This window comes from Thalassotalea sp. PLHSN55, from assembly GCF_052030545.1.
Taxonomy (GTDB): domain Bacteria; phylum Pseudomonadota; class Gammaproteobacteria; order Enterobacterales; family Alteromonadaceae; genus CANMXU01.
Map to the genome: position 1 here is coordinate 1 of NZ_JBPDIH010000011.1, position 19,329 is coordinate 19,329.

15 protein-coding genes are annotated in these 19,329 nt (G+C 40.8%); 11 read left to right on the plus strand and 4 right to left on the minus strand.

Annotated features, from left to right (window positions below; translation table 11 throughout):
* Window positions 1–227 precede the first annotated feature (227 nt).
* Window positions 228–1,136, minus strand: coding sequence for a LysR family transcriptional regulator (locus ACRRSQ_RS17710; protein WP_440877114.1), 909 nt, complete (start codon window positions 1,134–1,136; stop codon window positions 228–230).
* A gap of 85 nt (window positions 1,137–1,221) precedes the next feature.
* Between ACRRSQ_RS17710 and ACRRSQ_RS17715 the strand changes: the two genes are divergently transcribed.
* From ACRRSQ_RS17715 to ACRRSQ_RS17725, 3 genes are read left to right on the plus strand one after another with little or no spacing between them, the layout of a single operon-like run.
* Window positions 1,222–2,028: a class II aldolase/adducin family protein gene (locus tag ACRRSQ_RS17715; protein ID WP_440877115.1), complete on the plus strand. Its 807-nt coding sequence runs from the start codon at window positions 1,222–1,224 to the stop codon at window positions 2,026–2,028.
* A gap of 44 nt (window positions 2,029–2,072) precedes the next feature.
* On the plus strand, window positions 2,073–4,085 hold the full coding sequence (locus tag ACRRSQ_RS17720) for an AMP-binding protein (protein ID WP_440877116.1): 2,013 nt from the start codon (window positions 2,073–2,075) through the stop codon (window positions 4,083–4,085).
* Window positions 4,086–5,021, plus strand: coding sequence for a bile acid:sodium symporter family protein (locus ACRRSQ_RS17725; protein WP_440877117.1), 936 nt, complete (start codon window positions 4,086–4,088; stop codon window positions 5,019–5,021).
* On the opposite strand, the gene ACRRSQ_RS17730 is transcribed toward ACRRSQ_RS17725, so the two are convergent.
* Entirely contained in the window at window positions 5,005–5,907 is a 903-nt protein-coding gene (locus ACRRSQ_RS17730) for a LysR family transcriptional regulator (RefSeq protein WP_440877118.1), read from the minus strand. The two genes, ACRRSQ_RS17725 and ACRRSQ_RS17730, sit on opposite strands and share 17 nt — an antisense overlap.
* Before the next feature lie 114 nt (window positions 5,908–6,021).
* On the opposite strand from ACRRSQ_RS17730, the gene ACRRSQ_RS17735 reads away from it, so the two are divergent.
* The 8 genes from ACRRSQ_RS17735 (at window position 6,022) to ACRRSQ_RS17770 (ending at window position 15,955) form a co-directional block, all read left to right on the plus strand.
* On the plus strand, window positions 6,022–7,242 hold the full coding sequence (locus tag ACRRSQ_RS17735; RefSeq protein WP_440877119.1) for an acyl-CoA dehydrogenase family protein: 1,221 nt from the start codon (window positions 6,022–6,024) through the stop codon (window positions 7,240–7,242).
* A gap of 22 nt (window positions 7,243–7,264) precedes the next feature.
* On the plus strand, window positions 7,265–8,104 hold the full coding sequence (locus ACRRSQ_RS17740) for an SDR family oxidoreductase (RefSeq protein WP_440877120.1): 840 nt from the start codon (window positions 7,265–7,267) through the stop codon (window positions 8,102–8,104).
* A gap of 2 nt (window positions 8,105–8,106) precedes the next feature.
* Entirely contained in the window at window positions 8,107–9,177 is a 1,071-nt protein-coding gene (locus tag ACRRSQ_RS17745) for a phosphotransferase family protein (protein ID WP_440877233.1), read from the plus strand.
* A 13-nt stretch (window positions 9,178–9,190) separates the two neighbouring features.
* On the plus strand, window positions 9,191–9,904 hold the full coding sequence (locus ACRRSQ_RS17750; RefSeq protein ID WP_440877121.1) for a histidine phosphatase family protein: 714 nt from the start codon (window positions 9,191–9,193) through the stop codon (window positions 9,902–9,904).
* Between the two features lie 36 nt (window positions 9,905–9,940).
* Entirely contained in the window at window positions 9,941–10,690 is a 750-nt protein-coding gene (locus tag ACRRSQ_RS17755) for an SDR family oxidoreductase (protein WP_440877122.1), read from the plus strand.
* Between the two features lie 301 nt (window positions 10,691–10,991).
* The gene (locus ACRRSQ_RS17760; protein WP_440877123.1) at window positions 10,992–13,061 is read left to right on the plus strand and encodes an EAL domain-containing protein; all 2,070 of its coding nucleotides are present in this window, start codon (window positions 10,992–10,994) and stop codon (window positions 13,059–13,061) included.
* Window positions 13,062–13,067: 6 nt separating this feature from the next.
* Window positions 13,068–14,663: a bacteriohemerythrin gene (locus tag ACRRSQ_RS17765; RefSeq protein WP_440877124.1), complete on the plus strand. Its 1,596-nt coding sequence runs from the start codon at window positions 13,068–13,070 to the stop codon at window positions 14,661–14,663.
* A 221-nt stretch (window positions 14,664–14,884) separates the two neighbouring features.
* Window positions 14,885–15,955: a GGDEF domain-containing protein gene (locus tag ACRRSQ_RS17770; protein WP_440877125.1), complete on the plus strand. Its 1,071-nt coding sequence runs from the start codon at window positions 14,885–14,887 to the stop codon at window positions 15,953–15,955.
* Window positions 15,956–15,957: 2 nt separating this feature from the next.
* Here the strand turns inward: ACRRSQ_RS17770 and ACRRSQ_RS17775 are convergent, their stop codons facing one another.
* Window positions 15,958–16,590, minus strand: coding sequence for a LysE family translocator (locus ACRRSQ_RS17775; protein ID WP_440877126.1), 633 nt, complete (start codon window positions 16,588–16,590; stop codon window positions 15,958–15,960).
* Window positions 16,591–16,675: 85 nt separating this feature from the next.
* A complete protein-coding gene (locus ACRRSQ_RS17780) occupies window positions 16,676–19,243 on the minus strand; it encodes a glycoside hydrolase family 3 C-terminal domain-containing protein (RefSeq protein ID WP_440877127.1) in 2,568 nt (855 codons plus the stop codon).
* Window positions 19,244–19,329 lie beyond the last annotated feature (86 nt).

Below are 19,329 nucleotides of genomic sequence, written 5' to 3' on the forward strand. Positions count from 1 at the left end.
GCGGTAAGCGGTAAGCGGTAAGCGGTAAGCGGTAAGCGGTAAGCGGTAAGCGGTAAGCGGTAAGCGGTAAGCGGTAAAGATTAAGTGATTCGTTTGAATTTACAAGGTCTAACTTGCTGCTTTTAGCATGACTTTTCACTTACCGCTTTTAACTTGCCACTTGTAGCTTGTCTTTTTTCTAGCCGCTTCTTACTTGTAACTTATCGCTTGTAGCTTCTCGCTGTTTCCTAATTCAATAACTCATCCGCTATTTTAAGTAATTTTTCACGCATCCAGCCATTTAACGGATCATGTTCAGCTTGTTTGTGCCAATACATATGTACCGGCAAATGAGGCACTTCAAAAGGCAGTTCAGCAACACATACCGGCATTTTATCTTTAAGTAGATTTGCATAAGCATTTGGCATGGTAAGTAGCATATCGCAACGGCTGATCACGCTTGTGGCTGCAAAGTAATGTTCACATTGCAGTGCATAGTTTCGACTAACCCCATGCTTGGCAAGTGCCATATCCACTAAGTCTATTTTGGAGTCTTTTAGCGCCACTAAGGCATGAGAGGCTTTGGCATAATTTTCTAACGTTAAATCCTCCAAAATCGGATGATTTTCACGACAAATTAATGAAAATCGCTCATTACAAATTAGGGTATGGTTAATGTCGTCATTGGTCGGCATTAATACATCAATCACAATATCAAGCTCTTGTTGTGTCAGCGCCTTTTCCATTTCGACTTTAGTCACTTGTCGGCTATTAATGGTGATATTAGGGGTATTAGTGATCAAGTCGGTCACTAAAGATGGAAAGAAAATCGACTCTAAAATATCACGAAAACCAAACTTAATTTCCCGCTGATGTTGGCTAATATCAAAGGCTTTATTGTCTGACAAGGTTGACTCTAATATCGCAACCGCATCAATGACTTGCGGCATTATTTTTTGACAAAAAGCCGATGGCACCATTTTACGGCCATGACGAATAAATAACGGATCATCAAACTTTTCTCTAAGTCGTGCTAGTGCGTGACTTACCGCGGGCTGCGTTAAATGCAATTTTGCTGCGGCGGCGGTGATCGTGCCCTCTTGATAAACCGTTTTTAGTACTAAAAATAAATTTAAATCAATTTTACCATGCAGCATATTTATACATTTCCATAAATTTGTATCACTTCAATTTATTCTATAAGTAATTAGACTGAAGTCAAATAGTCCACAGGAGTTAGCAATGAACACAAGTTTTACTGAACAAGCAAAACGCATGACCATCGGCAGTGAAAAATTCAATGTGCCTATGCCACAAACATTTGACGATCCATTAAAGCAACGCGAATATGATAAACAACGCTTAGCCGCAGGTTTTCGCGTATTCGCTTTACATGGTTTTGACGAAGGCTTAGCAGGCCATATTACCCAGCGAGATTGCATTGACCCAGAAACTTTTTGGGTAAACCCTGTCGGTATTCACTTCGCACATATTAAAGCGTCTGATTTAGTACGCGTAGATCACAAAGGCAATATTATCGACGGGAATTCTCCCATCAACACTGCTGCATTTGCTATTCATTCTCGCATTCATCAAGCGCGTCCGGATGTTAATGCCGTAGCACATGCACATACTAAATACGGACGTGCTTTTTCAGCATTAGGTAAAGAGCTCGCCCCTATTTCACAAGATGCATGTGTTTTTTACCAAAATCATACTGTGTTTGATGTTTTTACTGGCGTTGTCGCAGAGCTAAGTGAAGGAGACATGATTGCTGAATCGTTAGGTGACAAAATTGCCGTTATTTTACAAAACCACGGTTTATTAACCGTTGGTAAATCTCTTGACGCCGCAGTAGCAAATTTTGCCTTGATGGACAGTTGTTGCCAAAGCCAATTACTGGCACAAGCTGCTGGTGAAATGAGGTTAATCGATCATGATATTGCCATTAAAACCCGCCAAGCTAATGGTTCTGATTTAGTCACTTGGGGTAATTTTCAGCCGCTTTATCAAATTGTCGCGGCACAAGATAATAGCTTTTTAGATTAAAACATTAGAAAGTAAACCGATTAAACGAACAGCTGAGGTGAAAAATGGCAGATAAAATAGATATTACGTCGATTCAAACGCAATTGGATATGGACAAAGTCGACACAAGCAAACTCTCCCCAGAAATGCTGCCGCAATCTATTTATGATGCAATTATCACTTCAGCTGAACGTTTTTCTGATAAAACTGCGATTAAATATATTTTAGACGGTGATTGTTTAGGACCAAAGCAAATTCCCTTTGCAAAAAAAGCCATTCATCAGTTAGTTAAAATAACCAAAGGCAAAACCTTTGCCAAACCGTACCGTGAAATTAGCTACCGAGAACTGGCGCAGTCGGTTACTCAAATGGCCAATGCATTAGCAAGTTTAGGTATAACCCGCAGTGATGTAACCTCAATTATTTTACCTAATTTTCCAGAAATGTATTTTTCACTTTGGGGCGCAGGTGCCGCTGGCATCGCTAATCCAATAAACCCTTTGCTCGATAGCAAAATTATTAAAGAAATTATTCAAACGGCTGACAGCAAAGTATTAATTGCACTTGGACCTGTGCCCGGCAGCGATATTTGGCAAAAAACGCTCGAAATTAAAGATGACATTCCCTCGTTAAAAGCGGTGATCAGTCTATTTGGCGAAGACATACCCAGTTCAAGTAGCAACAAAGTACCTGTCTATAGTTTTGCAAAATTATTAGCGAAACACTCAAAGCAGCAGCTAGTAAACACAGCACCGACACAAAACGATATCTGCGCCTATTTTCATACGGGCGGCACCACAGGATTACCAAAACTTGCTAAACATTTGCACCTCAACGAACTAACCAATGCCGCGCAAGTCAATTTAATTTCACCGGTTACCGAGCAAGATACTATGCTCATTGGCTTGCCGATATTTCATGTAAACGCGGCCATAGCGACCGGTTTATCGTCGGTGATGATGGGGTCGACTATCTTAATGGCCAGTCCGTCAGGTTTTCGCGGTAAAAATATCGTTAAAAATTTACTGACTATTTTAGATAACTTCAATATTGCCTTTATGACCGCAGTACCTACTGTATATGCTGGCTTGCTTGAAGTGCTCGCCAATGAAAAAATTAACGCCATTAAGCCTCGGAATATGAAACTGGCACTTGTTGGCGCTGCGCCATTGTCACCCGATTTGCAAAGCAAATTTATCGAGCAAACGGGCATCGAATTGGTGGAAGGTTATGGCTCTACTGAAGGCTCTTCAGTAAGCACCATCATGCCGGTCAACGCCATTGCCCAACAAACCTCAGTGGGCTTAACGATCCCAGGTATGACCTTACGCATTGGCGAAATTAACGCCGCTGGCGATTTGGTCAAACAATGCGAAATAGACGAAGCGGGCGAGATATTAATTGCCGGAAATAATGTCTTTCCTGGCTATGTTGATAAGAGTCACAATAACAACCTTTGGGTAACCACATCGCAAGGACAAACACTACTGCGTACCGGTGATTTGGGTAAACTAGACCAACATGGCTATTTGTCGTTATGCGGTCGTCAAAAAGAGTTAATTATTCGCGGTGGTCACAACATCGACCCTAAAATGATTGAAGATGTTGCCACCGCCCATCCTGAAGTATTTCTTGCTGCCGCAGTGCCTCGCCCAGATAGTTATGCCGGTGAACTTCCGGTGTTATATGTAACCTGTAAACATAACGGCAAGCTAACCAAAGACGCCTTAATGGACTTTATGAAAACGAATGTGCCAGAGCGTGCAGCAATTCCAAAAGAAGTGTACTTAATTGATGAAATGCCGTTAACCGCCGTTGGCAAACTGTTTAAACCTGAATTGGTGTGCCGTGAAATTGTTCAGGTATTGCAAACTGAACTAGCGCCTGTTTTTCAACAAACGTTAATTAATGTTAGTGCTATTCCCGATAAAAAACTCGGTATAGTAGCGACGATTTCAATCGCCAGCGCAGAGTCAGAATTAGCGACAATTCAAGAAAAAATTAAGCAACAATTAAGCGCCTATGCCATTAATTATGTGGTGCAGTGCCAAACAAGTACGCATCAAGGAGCGCTGTAAATGTCGGCTAATATTTTCACCGAAATATTATTGCCATTAGCGCTCGCCCTTATCATGTTTGGTATGGGGTTAAGCTTAAGCAAACAAGATTTTACGCGCTTGTGGCAAACGCCTAAACCCATCATTATTGGTTTAATTGGGCAGATTATTTTGTTGCCGTTACTCGCCGTCAGCATTGCCTTGTTATTCAATTTATCGGCCCCACTTGCTATTGGTTTGCTGATATTAGCCGCTTGCCCTGGCGGCACAATGTCGAATGTGATCAGCCAGCTAGCGAAAGCAAATTTAGCTTTATCGGTAAGTTTAACCGCCATTTCCACCTTAGTGTGTGTAGTTACCACGCCCATGATCATACAATATGCGGTAACTCACTTTGCCGGGGCCCAAGCCCCTAGTTTTTCACTTACTGAAACCGCCATTGGTCTTTTTGTTATTACCTTAGTGCCAGTGCAATTGGGAATTTTGGTCAAACATTATTGTCCAAACTGGGCGATGAATATTGAAGTTTATTTTCGCCGATTTTCACTCGTATTTATGATCGCGATGATTGTATTGTTGATGGTTCAAGAACGAGAACTGCTGCTGAGTTCATTCGAGCAAGTATTTTTTGCCAGCCTCGCACTAAATGTTGTCTCACTACTCATGGGCTTAGCGCTAGCTAAATTAGGCTCCCTCGCCTTTCGCGAAGCAATCACACTGGCAATTGAAGTTGGCATTCAAAACGCGACCTTAGCCATTCTTATTGCCGTGAGTTTTTTAAAGTCACCCGAATATGCAGTATCAGCCGGTGTTTATGGTGTTGCCATGTACATCGGGCCATTAATTTTAGTGCTTTGGGCAAAAAAATACCGCCCTTCACAAGGCAATGTGCAAGCTAACAAACAAAAATCAAGGAAAGCTAAGGCGCAAAAACGCCAGATTAAAACATCTGCTTAAGTGCTTCTCGAAACCAAATAAGCGCATCATCCTGCTCTGTATTTTGGTGCCAATACAAATGCGTGGCAATTTTAGGCAAATTAAAAGGTAATGGCACGACCACTAAACCATCATCTCTAAGCTGCTCTGCAATTAAAGATGGCAGAGTCAGTAATAGATCGGAATTTTTTACCACTTCTTTTGCCGCTTGATAACCTTGGCAACGAATACTGACCTCTCGGTTTATGCCTTGCTGCAATAACGCCAAATCTTCCACCACAATACCTGTGGTGCGATTTGATACCGCTATGTGTTGCGCGCGCAAATACGACGTTTTATCTAGGTGGTCAGCTAAGGCATTTTGGCTACTCATTAAAATGCAAAAGTGATCACTCGATAGTTTGAAATGATTAATCGGTTTTTTTAACGGTAAAGCGACATCAATTGCCACATCAATCACATTGGTTGCTAATTGCCTGCTCATATCTTCACGCACTATTTTACCACTTACCGCTTTGGCATATGGAGCCTGCGCCGCCAACAACTTGTGAATTTTGGGTATTACAATAGGTTCAAGCGCATCATGAATGGCAAACTTAAAGGTTTGTGTGGTTTCAGCTAAATTAAAATCGCCGCAGGTTTGTAATATTTGTCGCAATTTTTCGAGGGTATCAAGCAACTGTGGCGCCATACGTTGGCAAGCTGGCGTTGGCTGCATTAGCTGACCTTGACGAACAAACAATTCATCACCAAGCACTAAACGCAATCGTTTTATCGCATGACTAACCGCCGACGGGCTAATAAACAACACTTTTGCTGCTAAGCTCATATTGCGTTCTAAGTATAAGCATTCAAATACTTTTAATAAATTAAAGTCTAGTTGTTGAATATTTTTAGCGGTGATCATAACAGCTCAACCATGAATATAATTCACAATAGGTTATCAATATATTTCACTTAATTCATCACTAAAAATACCCTATGCTTAATTGAGCTAATTTATTCATTAAAGGAATCCGTTATGAATTTTCAACCTAGCGCCAAAAGCCAAGAATACCTAACTCGCTTAACCGCGTTTATGGAAGAACATATTTATCCGATTGAAGAGGCGGTATTAGCCCAAAACCGAACATTAAACGAATCATCAAACTGGCGTAACTGGCAGATCCCATCAGCCATCGAGCCTTTAAAAGAAAAAGCACGTGCTGCCGGTTTATGGAATTTATTTTTACCCGATGCCGAACTTGCCCAAGGGCTGAGCTGTTTAGAATATGCGCCGCTTGCCGAGCAAACAGGTCGCTGTTTATTTTCTCCTGAAATTTTTAATTGCAACGCACCTGATACCGGCAATATGGAAGTGCTATATCACTTTGGCAATGAACAACAAAAACAGCAATGGTTAATGCCGCTGCTACGGGGAGAAATTCGCTCCGTTTTTGCGATGACCGAACCTGATGTTGCCTCTTCTGATGCGACCAATATGGAAGCAACCATAGTCGAAGATGGCAATGAACTCATTTTAAATGGCACAAAATGGTGGACCACAGGTTTAGGTCATCCAAATGCTAAAGTCGCTATTTTTATGGGTTTATCAAATCCTGAAAATGACAAACATAATCAGCATTCTATGGTGATCGTTCCACTTGATACCCCTGGTGTTACCATCAAACGTATGCTAACTGCCTGTGGAGATTACGATGCGCCTTATGGTCATGGTGAAATGGCGTTTGAACAAGTACGTGTACCAAAAGACAATTTAATTATGGGGCTAGGTAAAGGTTTTGCCATTGCTCAAGGACGACTCGGTCCCGGCAGAATTCATCACTGTATGCGCGCAATAGGTGCAGCGGAGCGTTCATTAGAACTTATGATCAAACGCGGAATGTCACGTACTGCATTTGGTAAACCATTAATTAAACTTGGTGGCAACTTAGAACGGGTCGCCAAAGCCCGCATGGCAATCGATCAGGCGCGATTACTCACATTACATGCCGCATGGAAAATAGACACCGAAGGCGTAAAAAATGCCATGACCGAAATTTCCAGTATCAAAGTCGTAGTCCCTAATATGCTGCAACAAGTATCAGATATGGCCATGCAAATGTTTGGTGGCGCCGGAGTTTGTTCAGATTTTCCGGTGGCAGCATTTAATGCCATGGGTCGTATTCTGCGCTTGGCCGATGGTCCTGACGAAGTACATATGGGCATGGTTTCGCGTTTAGAATTGAAAAAATATCGTTAACCAACCACCTTTGGTAGCTATTATGACAACAAGACTATTAATTACTGGCGGCGCTACAGGTTTAGGAAAAGCACTGGCAATGACGTGGGCAAAACATAATGCCCGACAGGTTAAAATTTGCATTGCCGATATTCATCAAACCCGCGGTGAAGAAACGGTTACACAACTAACCGCACTAGGCGTTGATGCGTTTTTTAGTTTATGTGATATCACCAATAACGAACAAATTGACGCTACTGTCTCGTTAATAAAACAGCAATGGCAAGGTTTAGATGTGGTGATTAACAATGCCGGAGTTGCAACAGGTGGCTCGTTACTTGGTGAAAGCATTAGCCAATGGCAATGGGTTTTAGATATTAATTTACTCGGCATGGTTAGAGTATCGCAAGCGGTATTACCGATATTTAAACAACAACAACATGGCTATTTCATCAATATTGCCTCACAAGCAGGATTAACCCCCATCCCGTTTATGAATAGTTACAATGCAGTAAAAGCCGCGGTAATCGCATTATCTGAAACCATGAAGCTCGAATTGGTGCACGACAATATTGATGTGAGCGTGGTCTGCCCGAGTTTTTTCAAAACACACTTAGACGAGTCAATGCGCACCAGTGAACCGGCGATGGAAAAAATGATGAATCGCGCTTTCGACAAAGCCGATATTAGCGCCGAACAAGTGGCAGAGCGTATTTACCAACAAGCTCAGCAGCGCACTTTTCTTATTTTGACCCACAAGTTGGGGAAAAAAGCCTATCTAATGAAAAAGCTGTTACCGTCAAAAATGTATATTAACAGCATGCTAAAACGTACCAAAGGCACTAAACGTTTGGTAACCCCATCAAAAGCCGTGGAAAAATAATGATGAATCAAACCTTATTAGACCAAGCAAAACAAGTACGACAAGGTGAAGAACTAGACATTAGTGCCGTTGATGCTTGGCTTAAACAGCAATTATCAGGCATTAGCCAACAGCCGAAAGTTACCCAATATTCAGGTGGCGCATCGAATTGGACCTATTGTTTAGACTACCCTGAAAAGTCTTTAATATTACGCCGCGCTCCAAAAGGTACTAAAGCAAAAGGCGCTCACGATATGGGGCGAGAGTTTAAACTGCAACAAGCACTCAAACCTGTCTATAACTATGTGCCTAATATGCTCGCGTTTTGCCAAGACCAAAACCTTGTTGGCAGTGATTTTTATGTGATGGAAAAACTCACTGGCATTATTCCCCGCAAAAACTTGCCTAAAAATTTAACCACAACCGCTGCGCAAACCACCCGCTTATGCAAAAACGTTTTAGACTGTTTAATTGAACTTCATCAAGTTGATTATCAACAAGCAGGGCTTGATCATTTAGGCAAAGGCAGCGGTTATACTGAACGGCAAATTTCAGGTTGGAGCGAACGTTTTAGCCAAGCAAAAACATGGAATGTGCCTTCTGGAAAATTTGTCATGCAATGGCTTACCCAAAATATGCCATGTGAAGAACGTATTTGCATTACCCATAATGACTTTCGTTTCGACAATGTTGTGCTTGATGTTAACGATTATACCCAAGTGTTAGGTGTGCTTGACTGGGAACTTGCCACCTTAGGCGACCCCTTAATGGACTTAGGCAATACCTTGGCCTATTGGGTAGAAAAAGGCGACGACTTTCTTGCCCAAGCGACACGACGTCAACCGACACACCTTGACGGCATGTTTACCCGCAAACAAGTGATTGATTATTATTGTCAAAAAATGGCTATCGACAACGACGATTTTACTTTTTATGAAGTCTACGGCTTGTTCAGGCTCGCCGGCATCGTGCAGCAAATTTACTATCGATACCATCACGGACAAACTAACAACCCAGCCTTTAAAAACTTTTGGCTATTTGTGCACTATCTTTTATGGCGCTGTAAAAAAGCCATTAAACAGCAAGGTAAATAGCAAGGTAAATAGCATGACGACGATGTATTTCATCAGGCATGGGCAGGCAAGCTTTGCTGCCGATAACTACGATAAGTTATCCGCGTTGGGTATTGAACAATCAACACTGGTTGGTGATTATTTACGACAAAAAAACTGTCAGCCTGATCATATTGTTTGCGGCACCATGTTGCGCCATCAGCAAACCGCACAATATTCACTCAATGGTGAACTGCTGGCAGGTCGAGACTTCACAAAAATATCCACTAACAACAGTCAATGGAATGAATACGATCACCAAAATATTTTAGCCGTATATAAAAAAGAATTTGCTAACGCACAAGGGATGCGACAATTTCTTAGCCAGCAGCCAGATCCGCATACGGCATTTGAACAACACTTTGTAGCTGCGATCGAGCAATGGATAAACGCCAAAAGTGGCGAGCCGTATAACGAGTCTTGGCAACAATTTTGCCAGCGCGTCATTAGCGCTTTTACCGAATTGTGCCAACAGCAGCAAGGTAAAACTATTATTATTTATTCTTCAGGCGGACCAATTAGTTTAATTATCAGCCACTTGTTAGGCTTGCCTTTAGAAGAATTTATTCGCGTAAACTGGTCGTTAGTCAACGCTGGCGTGACAAAAATTATCAGCCGCGGTAAACAAAAAAACATGACCCTTGCGAGTATCAATGAACACCATATCTTTGATCAGCAAAATGATAAACGCTTAATCACCTACACATAATAACTAATAACAGGCTAACAAATTCGGGGAAAGCAGATGATACGACAAAATATTCTGATCACAGGCGCAAGCTCAGGCCTAGGAAAAGGCATGGCTATCGAGTTTGCCAAACAAGGGCGTAACCTCGCCTTATGTGCAAGAAGGCTAGAAAATTTAACCCAACTCAAAGACGAATTATTAGCGTTAAACCCAAACATTAATGTTGTCATTAAAAGCCTAGATGTGAACGATCACGATAATGTTTTTATTGTTTTTCAACAATTTCGCGAAGAAATGGGACAACTCGATCGAGTTATTATCAATGCGGGTATGGGCAAAGGCGCTTCAATTGGTACCGGGTATTTTCATGCCAACAAACAAACTGCGCAAACCAACTTTGTTGCTGCCATTGCCCAAGCTGAAGCTGCAATGGAAATATTTCGTGCGCAAAATTTTGGTCATCTGGTTACCATATCGTCGATTAGCGCAGTACGTGGTTTTAGACGTGCAATGACAGTATATGCGGCAACCAAAGCCGCCATTACTTCCCTCAGTGAAGGCATTCGAATCGATGTAATGAATACGCCGATCAAGGTTAGCTGTATTCATCCGGGATTTATTCGCAGCGAAATCAATGAAACGGTAAAAACGGTACCTTTTATAGTTGATACCGAAACAGGCTGCAAAGCGTTAGTAAAAGCCATTAATAAAGAAAAAGCCAACTCGTTTGTGCCCAGTTGGCCATGGGCGATAGTGCAGCTATTTTTACGCATTGCGCCACTAAGTATGTTGAAAAAGATGAGTTAGCCTAGGGGTAATTTTTTACAAAACTTGCAGCAAATTTTTCGACAATAAAGCTAAAAACTCCCCTCTTCAAACGCTAGCCCTCCTTACCCTTTGGAGGGCTAGCTTATTCAATAATACGTAGCCTTTGGCAGAAAATTTCCGTAAAAATTTGTGTTATGCCAAGCTCTTACTAAACTTATAACTATAGTTTTAAAACAAAGAGCAAGAATCTATTAGTGGGCTTTTAACAAGGCATTTAAACATAAATCCTTTCCAATATTTTTTCGACCAACATTCAATCAACTGTAAAGTAATCAAATAGATGAACTTAATAGACGTGCCAAATTACCATAAAATTATTGAAACCCTACCGGCCGGTTTTTTTATGCTTAAAGCCGACGGCTCTTTGGTGCAGACAAATAGTAATTACCTCAATATGACTGGTTACACTAAAAAGTCATTAGCGCAGTTAACAATTACTGACATTGAAGTAGGCACAGACAAATACGGCAACAATGCTAAATTACTGCTCAGTAAAATAAACACCGGCCATTTTGAATGCAGCTATGAAACCCGACACAGGTGCGCTGACGGCAAAAAAATATCAGTAGAAATAAAGGCCTCTTATGCACCCGATATTTGCCCATATATTTTAGTCTTTATTCGTGACATTTCCCTTTATAAGCGCGCTCAAAGCAGGATAACAATCGTTGAAAAAATATTTAACAACTCCACCGAAGCGATTGTAGTAACAGATCCCAAGGGCATAATAAAGCTTGTCAATAAAGCCTTTACCGATATCTCTGGTTACAGCGCCAAAGAAGCGATAGGTAAAACGCCTGCGATACTAAATTCAGGCCGACAAGACAAAGCATTTTATCAAGCATTTTGGCATGCCTTACAAACAACTGGCACTTGGTCGGGTGAAATTTGGAATAAACGCAAAAATGGCGAAATTTATCCCGAATGGCTAAATATTATTAGTGTCACTAATTCACACGGGGAAATATCGCATTATATTTCCCAGTTCATTGACATTTCAGAGCTGAAAAAGTCGCAAAGCAAACAATTATTTCAGATATACCATGACCCATTAACCTTACTACCCAACCGTCGTTTGTTGTTTGAACGGCTTGAGAATTTATGCAAACTCAATGCAAATTATGTCAGCGACTTTGCACTGATATTTTGTGATATTGACCGCTTTAAATCGGTCAATGACTCACTTGGTCATAATGTTGGTGACGAGGTATTAAAAGCTGTTGCCACTCGTATTCAGCAGGCACTTCGCGGCTCTGACACCATAGCTCGAAGTGGCGGTGATGAATTTATTATCGTTATTGAAGGGGCAAAAGACGTTAATAATATAGAGCGCATTGCTGCACAAATTTTATCATTATTTGAAACGCCTTTTACTACCAAGCATGGTGACTTTCATCTAACCTGCAGTTTAGGTATTAGCCAATACCCCGAAGACTCAACCGATGTGCGAGAGTTAATATCATTTGCCGACCTTGCTATGTATAAAGTAAAAATGGCTGGCGGCAATAACTTTTGCACCTTTGATAAAAAACAAAAAGATGCCGTTCGCCACAAAATAGAGTTAGAAAACAGTATTCATACCGCGATACAAGAACAGCACTTTGAAGTGTGGTATCAGCCGCAAATAAATTGCCAAACACGAGAAGTTTACGGCATTGAATGTTTATTACGTTGGCAGCACCCTGAACATGGCTTAATCGCACCAAATCTTTTTATTCCCATCGCAGAAGATACCGGCTTAATTAAACAAATTGGTTTATTTGTTTTAAAGTCGGCCTGTAAACAATTACGCAAATGGCAAATCAATAATTATTTTAATGGCGTAATGGCTGTGAATGTTTCGTTAAGACAGTTTGAAAACAACAACTTATTTGAACAAGTGAGAGAAGTACTCACTCGCGAAATGGTTGCCGGCAGTTCACTCGAAATTGAAGTGACCGAGTCACTTTTTTCGAACGGAGACAATGCCACCACAGAAATATTGCATCAGCTAAGAACACTTGACATTAAAATCGCGATTGATGATTTTGGCACCGGCTATTCATCGCTAAGCCGTTTAAAGCAATTACCGGTCAACAATCTAAAAATCGACAAATCATTTGTTGACCACATTACCACCTCTGCAGAAGACGTAGAAATAGTGAAGGCTATTTTGCTAATGGCAAACTCATTTGGCTTAGACACGATTGCCGAAGGCGTAGAAACAATTGAACAAGCTGAGGTACTTGCTAGCTTAGGCTGCGCTAATCACCAAGGTTATTTATACAGTAAACCGCTGCCGGCAGAGCAATTTGAACGCTGGCTACTTGAATACCAACAACACCAAGACGATGCGTCGTTTAACATATAAAAAATTATGGCTAAAAAAAATAAAAGCAAAAGTAAACAGAAAACCGTTGATGTCTTAGTCATTTACCAAGACAGAGACATGGTTAAATATACCATCGAACAAGCGCAAAGCTTAGGCTTAAAACTACACACCTTAAAATTTGGTGTTGACCATATCAACGATATTATTGCCATGGCGCCCAAAATTATCTTGCTATCGTCAAACAATATTTTAAATACAATAAAATTTTATATTCAATTGCTAGAAAGCCACGACAAAAGCTTAGCTCAGCACGCTGCCATTGTATTAATTAATAACAAAGAATTGGAATGCGCCTATCTTGCTTGTGAAAATGGTTTGTTTGATAACTACGTGGTAATTAACCCACTAAATGAACCACAACGGCTCAAGCTGGTATTGATTCAAGCATTAAAATTAACAGAGATAAATAGTGAAAATAACCTAACTGAACTTACTGATGCCGGCGAAGAAGAACTAGCCGCCTGTATTTCCCATGGGGTTTTATTAAAAAATTCGCTACAACAGCAACTCACAAGCTGTAAAAATTCATTAGCCGATGCCGCACTTAACAATATTGATAATCCAGAAAACCAAGCCATTATTCAACGCGTTGTCGAGCTAACATTTCAAGAACTACAAAATGATATGTCGATTCAGCTGCAATCGATGTTAACGCAAATGATCGACGCAAAAGCGATCCAAGCAAAAATTAAAGGTCGGGTAGAGCACCATTTAGCCAATGTCAGCCCGACTAAAAATAAAGAGCTGGCAGAAAGTATTAATTATGCCGACTTAGCATCAACCCAACAAAAGCAAACACAACCCAAATATAAATTACTGATCGCTGAACATTCAGACTTGTACAGCCAATTATTAGCAGAAATGTTTGATAACAGCGAATATGACTACCAAATTGCCAAAAATGGCATAGATACACTTGTGCAGTTTAAAGAATTTAATCCCGATGTTATTTTGCTTTCCTACAATTTAGCAAAAATTGATGGCATTGAAATCACTAAACGTATTCGAGAAACAGGCAGCAAGGTTGCCATTGTCGCTTATAGTCATCACCATGAAAAAAGCTTAATTCGCCGTTGGGTGCCACTAGGATTAAGCGGCTATATTCTAAAACCTTCAACTACTGCAACGGTGATCAATACGGTGACAAAAGCCGTTAAAAACCCTATACAAATATTAGCCACCAATCAAAACAACAAAATTGAATGGCGGCCAGAATACACCATTGGCAATGAACGAATAGATGAACAACACAAAATACTGTTTTCACTGATCAACGACTTTTTTAACGACAGTGACCCAACCTCAATCAAAATACTGTTCGACAAGCTAACCGATTATATTCAACTGCATTTTGACTCTGAAGAAGTGATGATGGCCGAGGTAGGGTACCCTAAAATATCTCAGCATATGCGCAAACATGAAGCACTCGTTGCTAAGTTTGACGACATAAAAGCAAGTTTGGCAAGCAACGATAGTGAGGAGCATCACAAACTCGGTTTATTTTTATATAACTGGCTCGCTAAGCATATTTTGCAAGAAGATATGGACTATAAAAGCTACGCAATTAAGCAAAAGAATTAGTGTTGGTTAAACTTTGCGGTATGAATTTTGTTTATAAAAATTGACAAATATAAGCAAACAACAGCTTTTATTTTGGTCAAATAGTATGCAAGTTAGAATTAGGAGTTATACTGGTTGAGATGTTCAATTATAAAATAAGCTAAATTGTGTAAATTCCGTTTGCAGTAGACAAGGCTTATAGACTTAATTAATAAATGGATTTTATTAACAGGAACGTTTTTTTGAAGAAAGACAACAAAAAATCAGATAACTTTCATCAACCACAAGTCGTTGCACTTTTTGCATTGGTTGGCCTTTCTATTACCGCCATTATGGGCTTGATTAGCCTGTATAATAGTAATTTTATATTAGCGGGCACCTTATTTTTAGCCAGTGCGGTTTATTTTTTTGGATATTATGTTCACAAAAAACATAACAACATTACGCTAAGTGCCGCCACTATCTTATATTCACTTTACCTGTTGATGTTTTATTTAGTGTTTTCAGGTGGCGTTGAAAATACTGGCCCTCTGTGGGTATATATCGTCGCACCTGTCACGGTATTTATTCACGGATTAAAACGCGGTTTATGTGACTTAGCCGCGTTTATCGTAATATGCATTGCGCTAACTTTTATACCGCAAGATTTTATCGCCCATGCAGTTTATGCCACTGAGTTTAAATTACGCTTGCTGTATTCATTTTTAACCATCACTTTTTTATCTGCCCTTTATGAACACTCTCGTAACTTGTCGTACCAAAAAACACAGGAGCTGAGTGAAAAATATCAACATTTAGCGCATTTTGACTCACTCACTAATTTATCTAACCGTCGCAACGCTTTACTTGTATTAGAACAAGAGCAAGCGCGAGTAGCGCGTAACCAAGAGCCTTTATCGGTTATCATTTGCGATGTCGACTTTTTCAAAATAGTGAACGATAAATATGGTCATAACGCGGGTGATATTGTCTTAAAAGCGCTCAGTAAATTATTTACCGATAATATTAGAGCTCAAGATCATATTGCTCGGTGGGGCGGTGAAGAGTTTCTTTTCATTTTACCGCAAACATCAGCCAATAATGCTTGCATTATTGCTGAAAAAATAAGGCTCGCGGTAGAGAAAAGCAGTATTACTTTTCAAAATATTAGCATCGACATCACCGTAAGTTTAGGCATAGCACAATTTGAAGCAAGCCAAAGCATCGATGAGGTGATCAATAATGCCGATAAACATTTATATCAAGCAAAAGAACTGGGGCGAAATCAAATCTACCCTTGCCCTGACAATATTGAGCAATTAAAAGCGATATAGTGCTACCTAGCAACCGCTAACACGCCAGCAAAACTAACAAAAATCGCCCCCGTAATTTTACCAAGCCAGCCATTATTAATGAGTGGTAAAGCGCGATTTTTTAAGTGGTGTGCCAACAAGGCATAACCGAAGGTAAAAGCAAAGGCATTAACTAAACTGGTGCTTGCTAGCATCAAAAATTGCGGTGCTAATGGCGCTTCTGGGTTAAGAAATTGCGGAAAAAGTGAGGTGAAAAACACTAACGCTTTAGGATTACTCAAACCTAGCAATAGGCTTTTACGATATAAACTAAAGCCAGACGGTAACTTACCGTCTTTCACCGTAAACGACCACGAACCTTTGCTTTTCCATATCGCCCAGCCAATATACGCTAAATAAACGACGCCTAAATACTTAACCAATAAAAACAGATTTTCAGACGCTAGTATTAGCGCGCCGACCCCTGAAGCTGACACTAGCGCCAATATAAAAATAGCGCTGACATGGCCTAGCACGCCTAACAAGGCTTTGCGCCGACCAAAATGCATACCGTTAGTTGCAGCTAGCACTACTGAAGGACCAATGCTGGCCGAGGCAAAAATAGAAATACTTAAATAAATTAAATAACTGGCAAGATCCATGACTGACTTAAACAAGATAAAAAAAGAGCGCCGATAATAAGGTATTTACCGCAGCGCTCAAGTTTAAAAGTGTTAACAGTTAGTCAGTATCATTGTTGTATTACCCTTGATAATTGAAACATTTAGTCAGGCGAATATCACTGAGTGAAGAACCAAGTTGTACTTCAAACACGCCTTTTTCTGCATGCCAATTATTGTTCTGCGTATGCCAAAAAGATAAATCGCGTTGGCTTAAGGTGATGGATATTTTTTTGCTTTCTTTAGCTTGCAAAAATACTTTCTCAAATCCTTTTAGCTCTTTAACCGGGCGTTCGACACTGGCTACGATGTCATGCAAATAGAGCTGTACAACTTCTGCGCCTGCGACATTACTGGTATTGGTGATGGTTGCGCTCACCGTTAAGGTTTCACCTGCCGCTAGCTTATCTGCTGAAAATTCAATATCTGAATAAATAAACTCGCTATAAGAGAGACCATGCCCAAAGACAAAGTTTGGCGCAATTTGTTGTTGTTCAAACCAGCGGTAGCCAATAAAGACTCCTTCAGAATACAAAGACTCGACTGCGTTATAATCATTTAATGCAATTGGCGCTGTATCTGCCAATTTTTTGGGTAAAGTGATCGGCATTTTTCCACTTGGGTTAACATCACCAAATAAGATATCAGCAAAGGCATTGCCCGCTTCCATACCGCCATACCAGCCCCAAACAAGCGCTTTAACCTGCTCTGCCCATGGCATTTCAACTGCCGAACCTGCCACCATTAAAACCACGGTGTTATTATTTACCGCTAATAATTTACTGATAATTTCATCTTGCGAACCAGGCAACCTCATATCTTTTCGGTCAATGGCTTCGCGATCATCACCATGGCTTAAGCCACCAATGTAGATCACCGCATCGGCGGTTTTTGCCGCCGCTAAATATTCAGCTTCGCTGGTAAATAAATCGCCCGGTGCGTCCCAACCTAATGTGAAGTTGCCCTGACCATTGTAGTCGAGGGTAAACTGATAGATTTGCTCTGCATTTAACTCAAGATCAAAGGTTTTTAGCTCACCATTTTCACCACTAAAATGCGCTATCTTTTTGCCATCAACAGTCAATGTAATTTCACCATCAAGGGCTAATTTTAGCTGATGAATTCCCGACTTTAATGGCTTAATGTCTGCCGACATAGTAACAAATTCATCGTGTTGAGTTTGCGTTGCTTGGTAGTGCGCATTAACTTGCCAATCTTCATTAAGCTGTTGGGTGCGATTCGCATCAGCAAACATCGCAAACTGCCACGCGGGTGTTCCTGTCCAATGACGGCTTGCGATATAGTCAGCAGCAATTGGCACAAGATTATTTGAACGAGCGCGCATTACGGTAATATTTGCCTTACCGGCAAGCTTGTTTTTTAAGCCTTGCAATGGCGTAATTTCATAGGCAGATTTTACTTCTGATGAACCACCACCTTGGCCGTGTTTTTTATCCGCATTAGGACCAATAACCAATACGTTTTTCACTTGCTTGATATCAAGTGGTAGCACTTGGTCAGTATTTTTAAGTAGCACGACACCAGCGCTGGCAATATCACGTGCGATTTGGCGATGCTCATCGGTATTACGCGCACCTGCGAGGCGGTTCTCATCCATTAAACCAACACGTAATTGCAGCCTTAAAATTCGACGCACTTTATCATCAAGTACCGCCTCTGGAATTTTGCCTTGCTCTATTTGTGCTAAAAATGGCTGCGCTAAAAAGTAGTCGTTGTAATCATCTACTTTGGTGCCCATTTCTAAATCTAAACCATGCATTGCGGCATCAAACGTATTGATATCAACATTCCAATCGGTTAGCAGAACACCATCAAACCCCCACTCGCCTTTTAAAATATCTTTTACTAAATGTTTGCTTTGATTAGCATTAGTGCCGTAATACTGGTTATAAGCGCCCATCACACTATAAACATTGGCTTGTTTTACTGCCGCTTCAAAAGCAGGTAGATACACTTCACGCAAGGTACGCTCATCTGGCTTAGCATTAACGCCAATGCGGTTTAATTCTTGGGTATTTAAGGCAAAGTGTTTAACGTTAGCAGCAACATCTTGATTTTGAATGGCGATAACTTCTGGCACGACCAATTGCGCAGCGAGAAAAGGATCTTCTCCCATGTACTCAAAATTTCGACCGTATAAAGGCAAACGCGCTAAATTAACACCCGGCCCTAAAATAATATCTTTTTTGCGATCACGTGCTTCTCGGCCAAGTACAGTACCATGTAAGGTGGCAATGTTTTTATCCCAACTAGCAGCAACTGTGGTTAAATGAGGTAAATAGGTCGAGTCGTCATCCGTCCAACCTGCCGAGTCCCAGCTGTGGCGTTGTATTTGATGACGAACGCCATGAGGTCCGTCAGAAAGCCATAGCTCAGGTATGCCTAGTCGCTCAATGGCATTGACATGAAACTTACCACTGGCATGCACTAATGACACTTTTTCTTTCAGCGTCAGCTTCGCTAATAATGACTCAACTTTTTGTTCAACACTGGCTAAACGTTGCGCTTTTGTTTGCACATAATCGCTCGATACCATTTTTTCGCTAGTGGTGTCACTCTTTTGCACACAGGCATTAACCACTAAAACAGACAATAATGTGACTAATATTTTGCCATAACTCTTTTTCATTCTTTGCTACTCACTTGCTAGTACTTAGCCAGCAGATAATCAATTGCTAAACGGGTCAATAATAAGTACGCGATTACACAAATAGA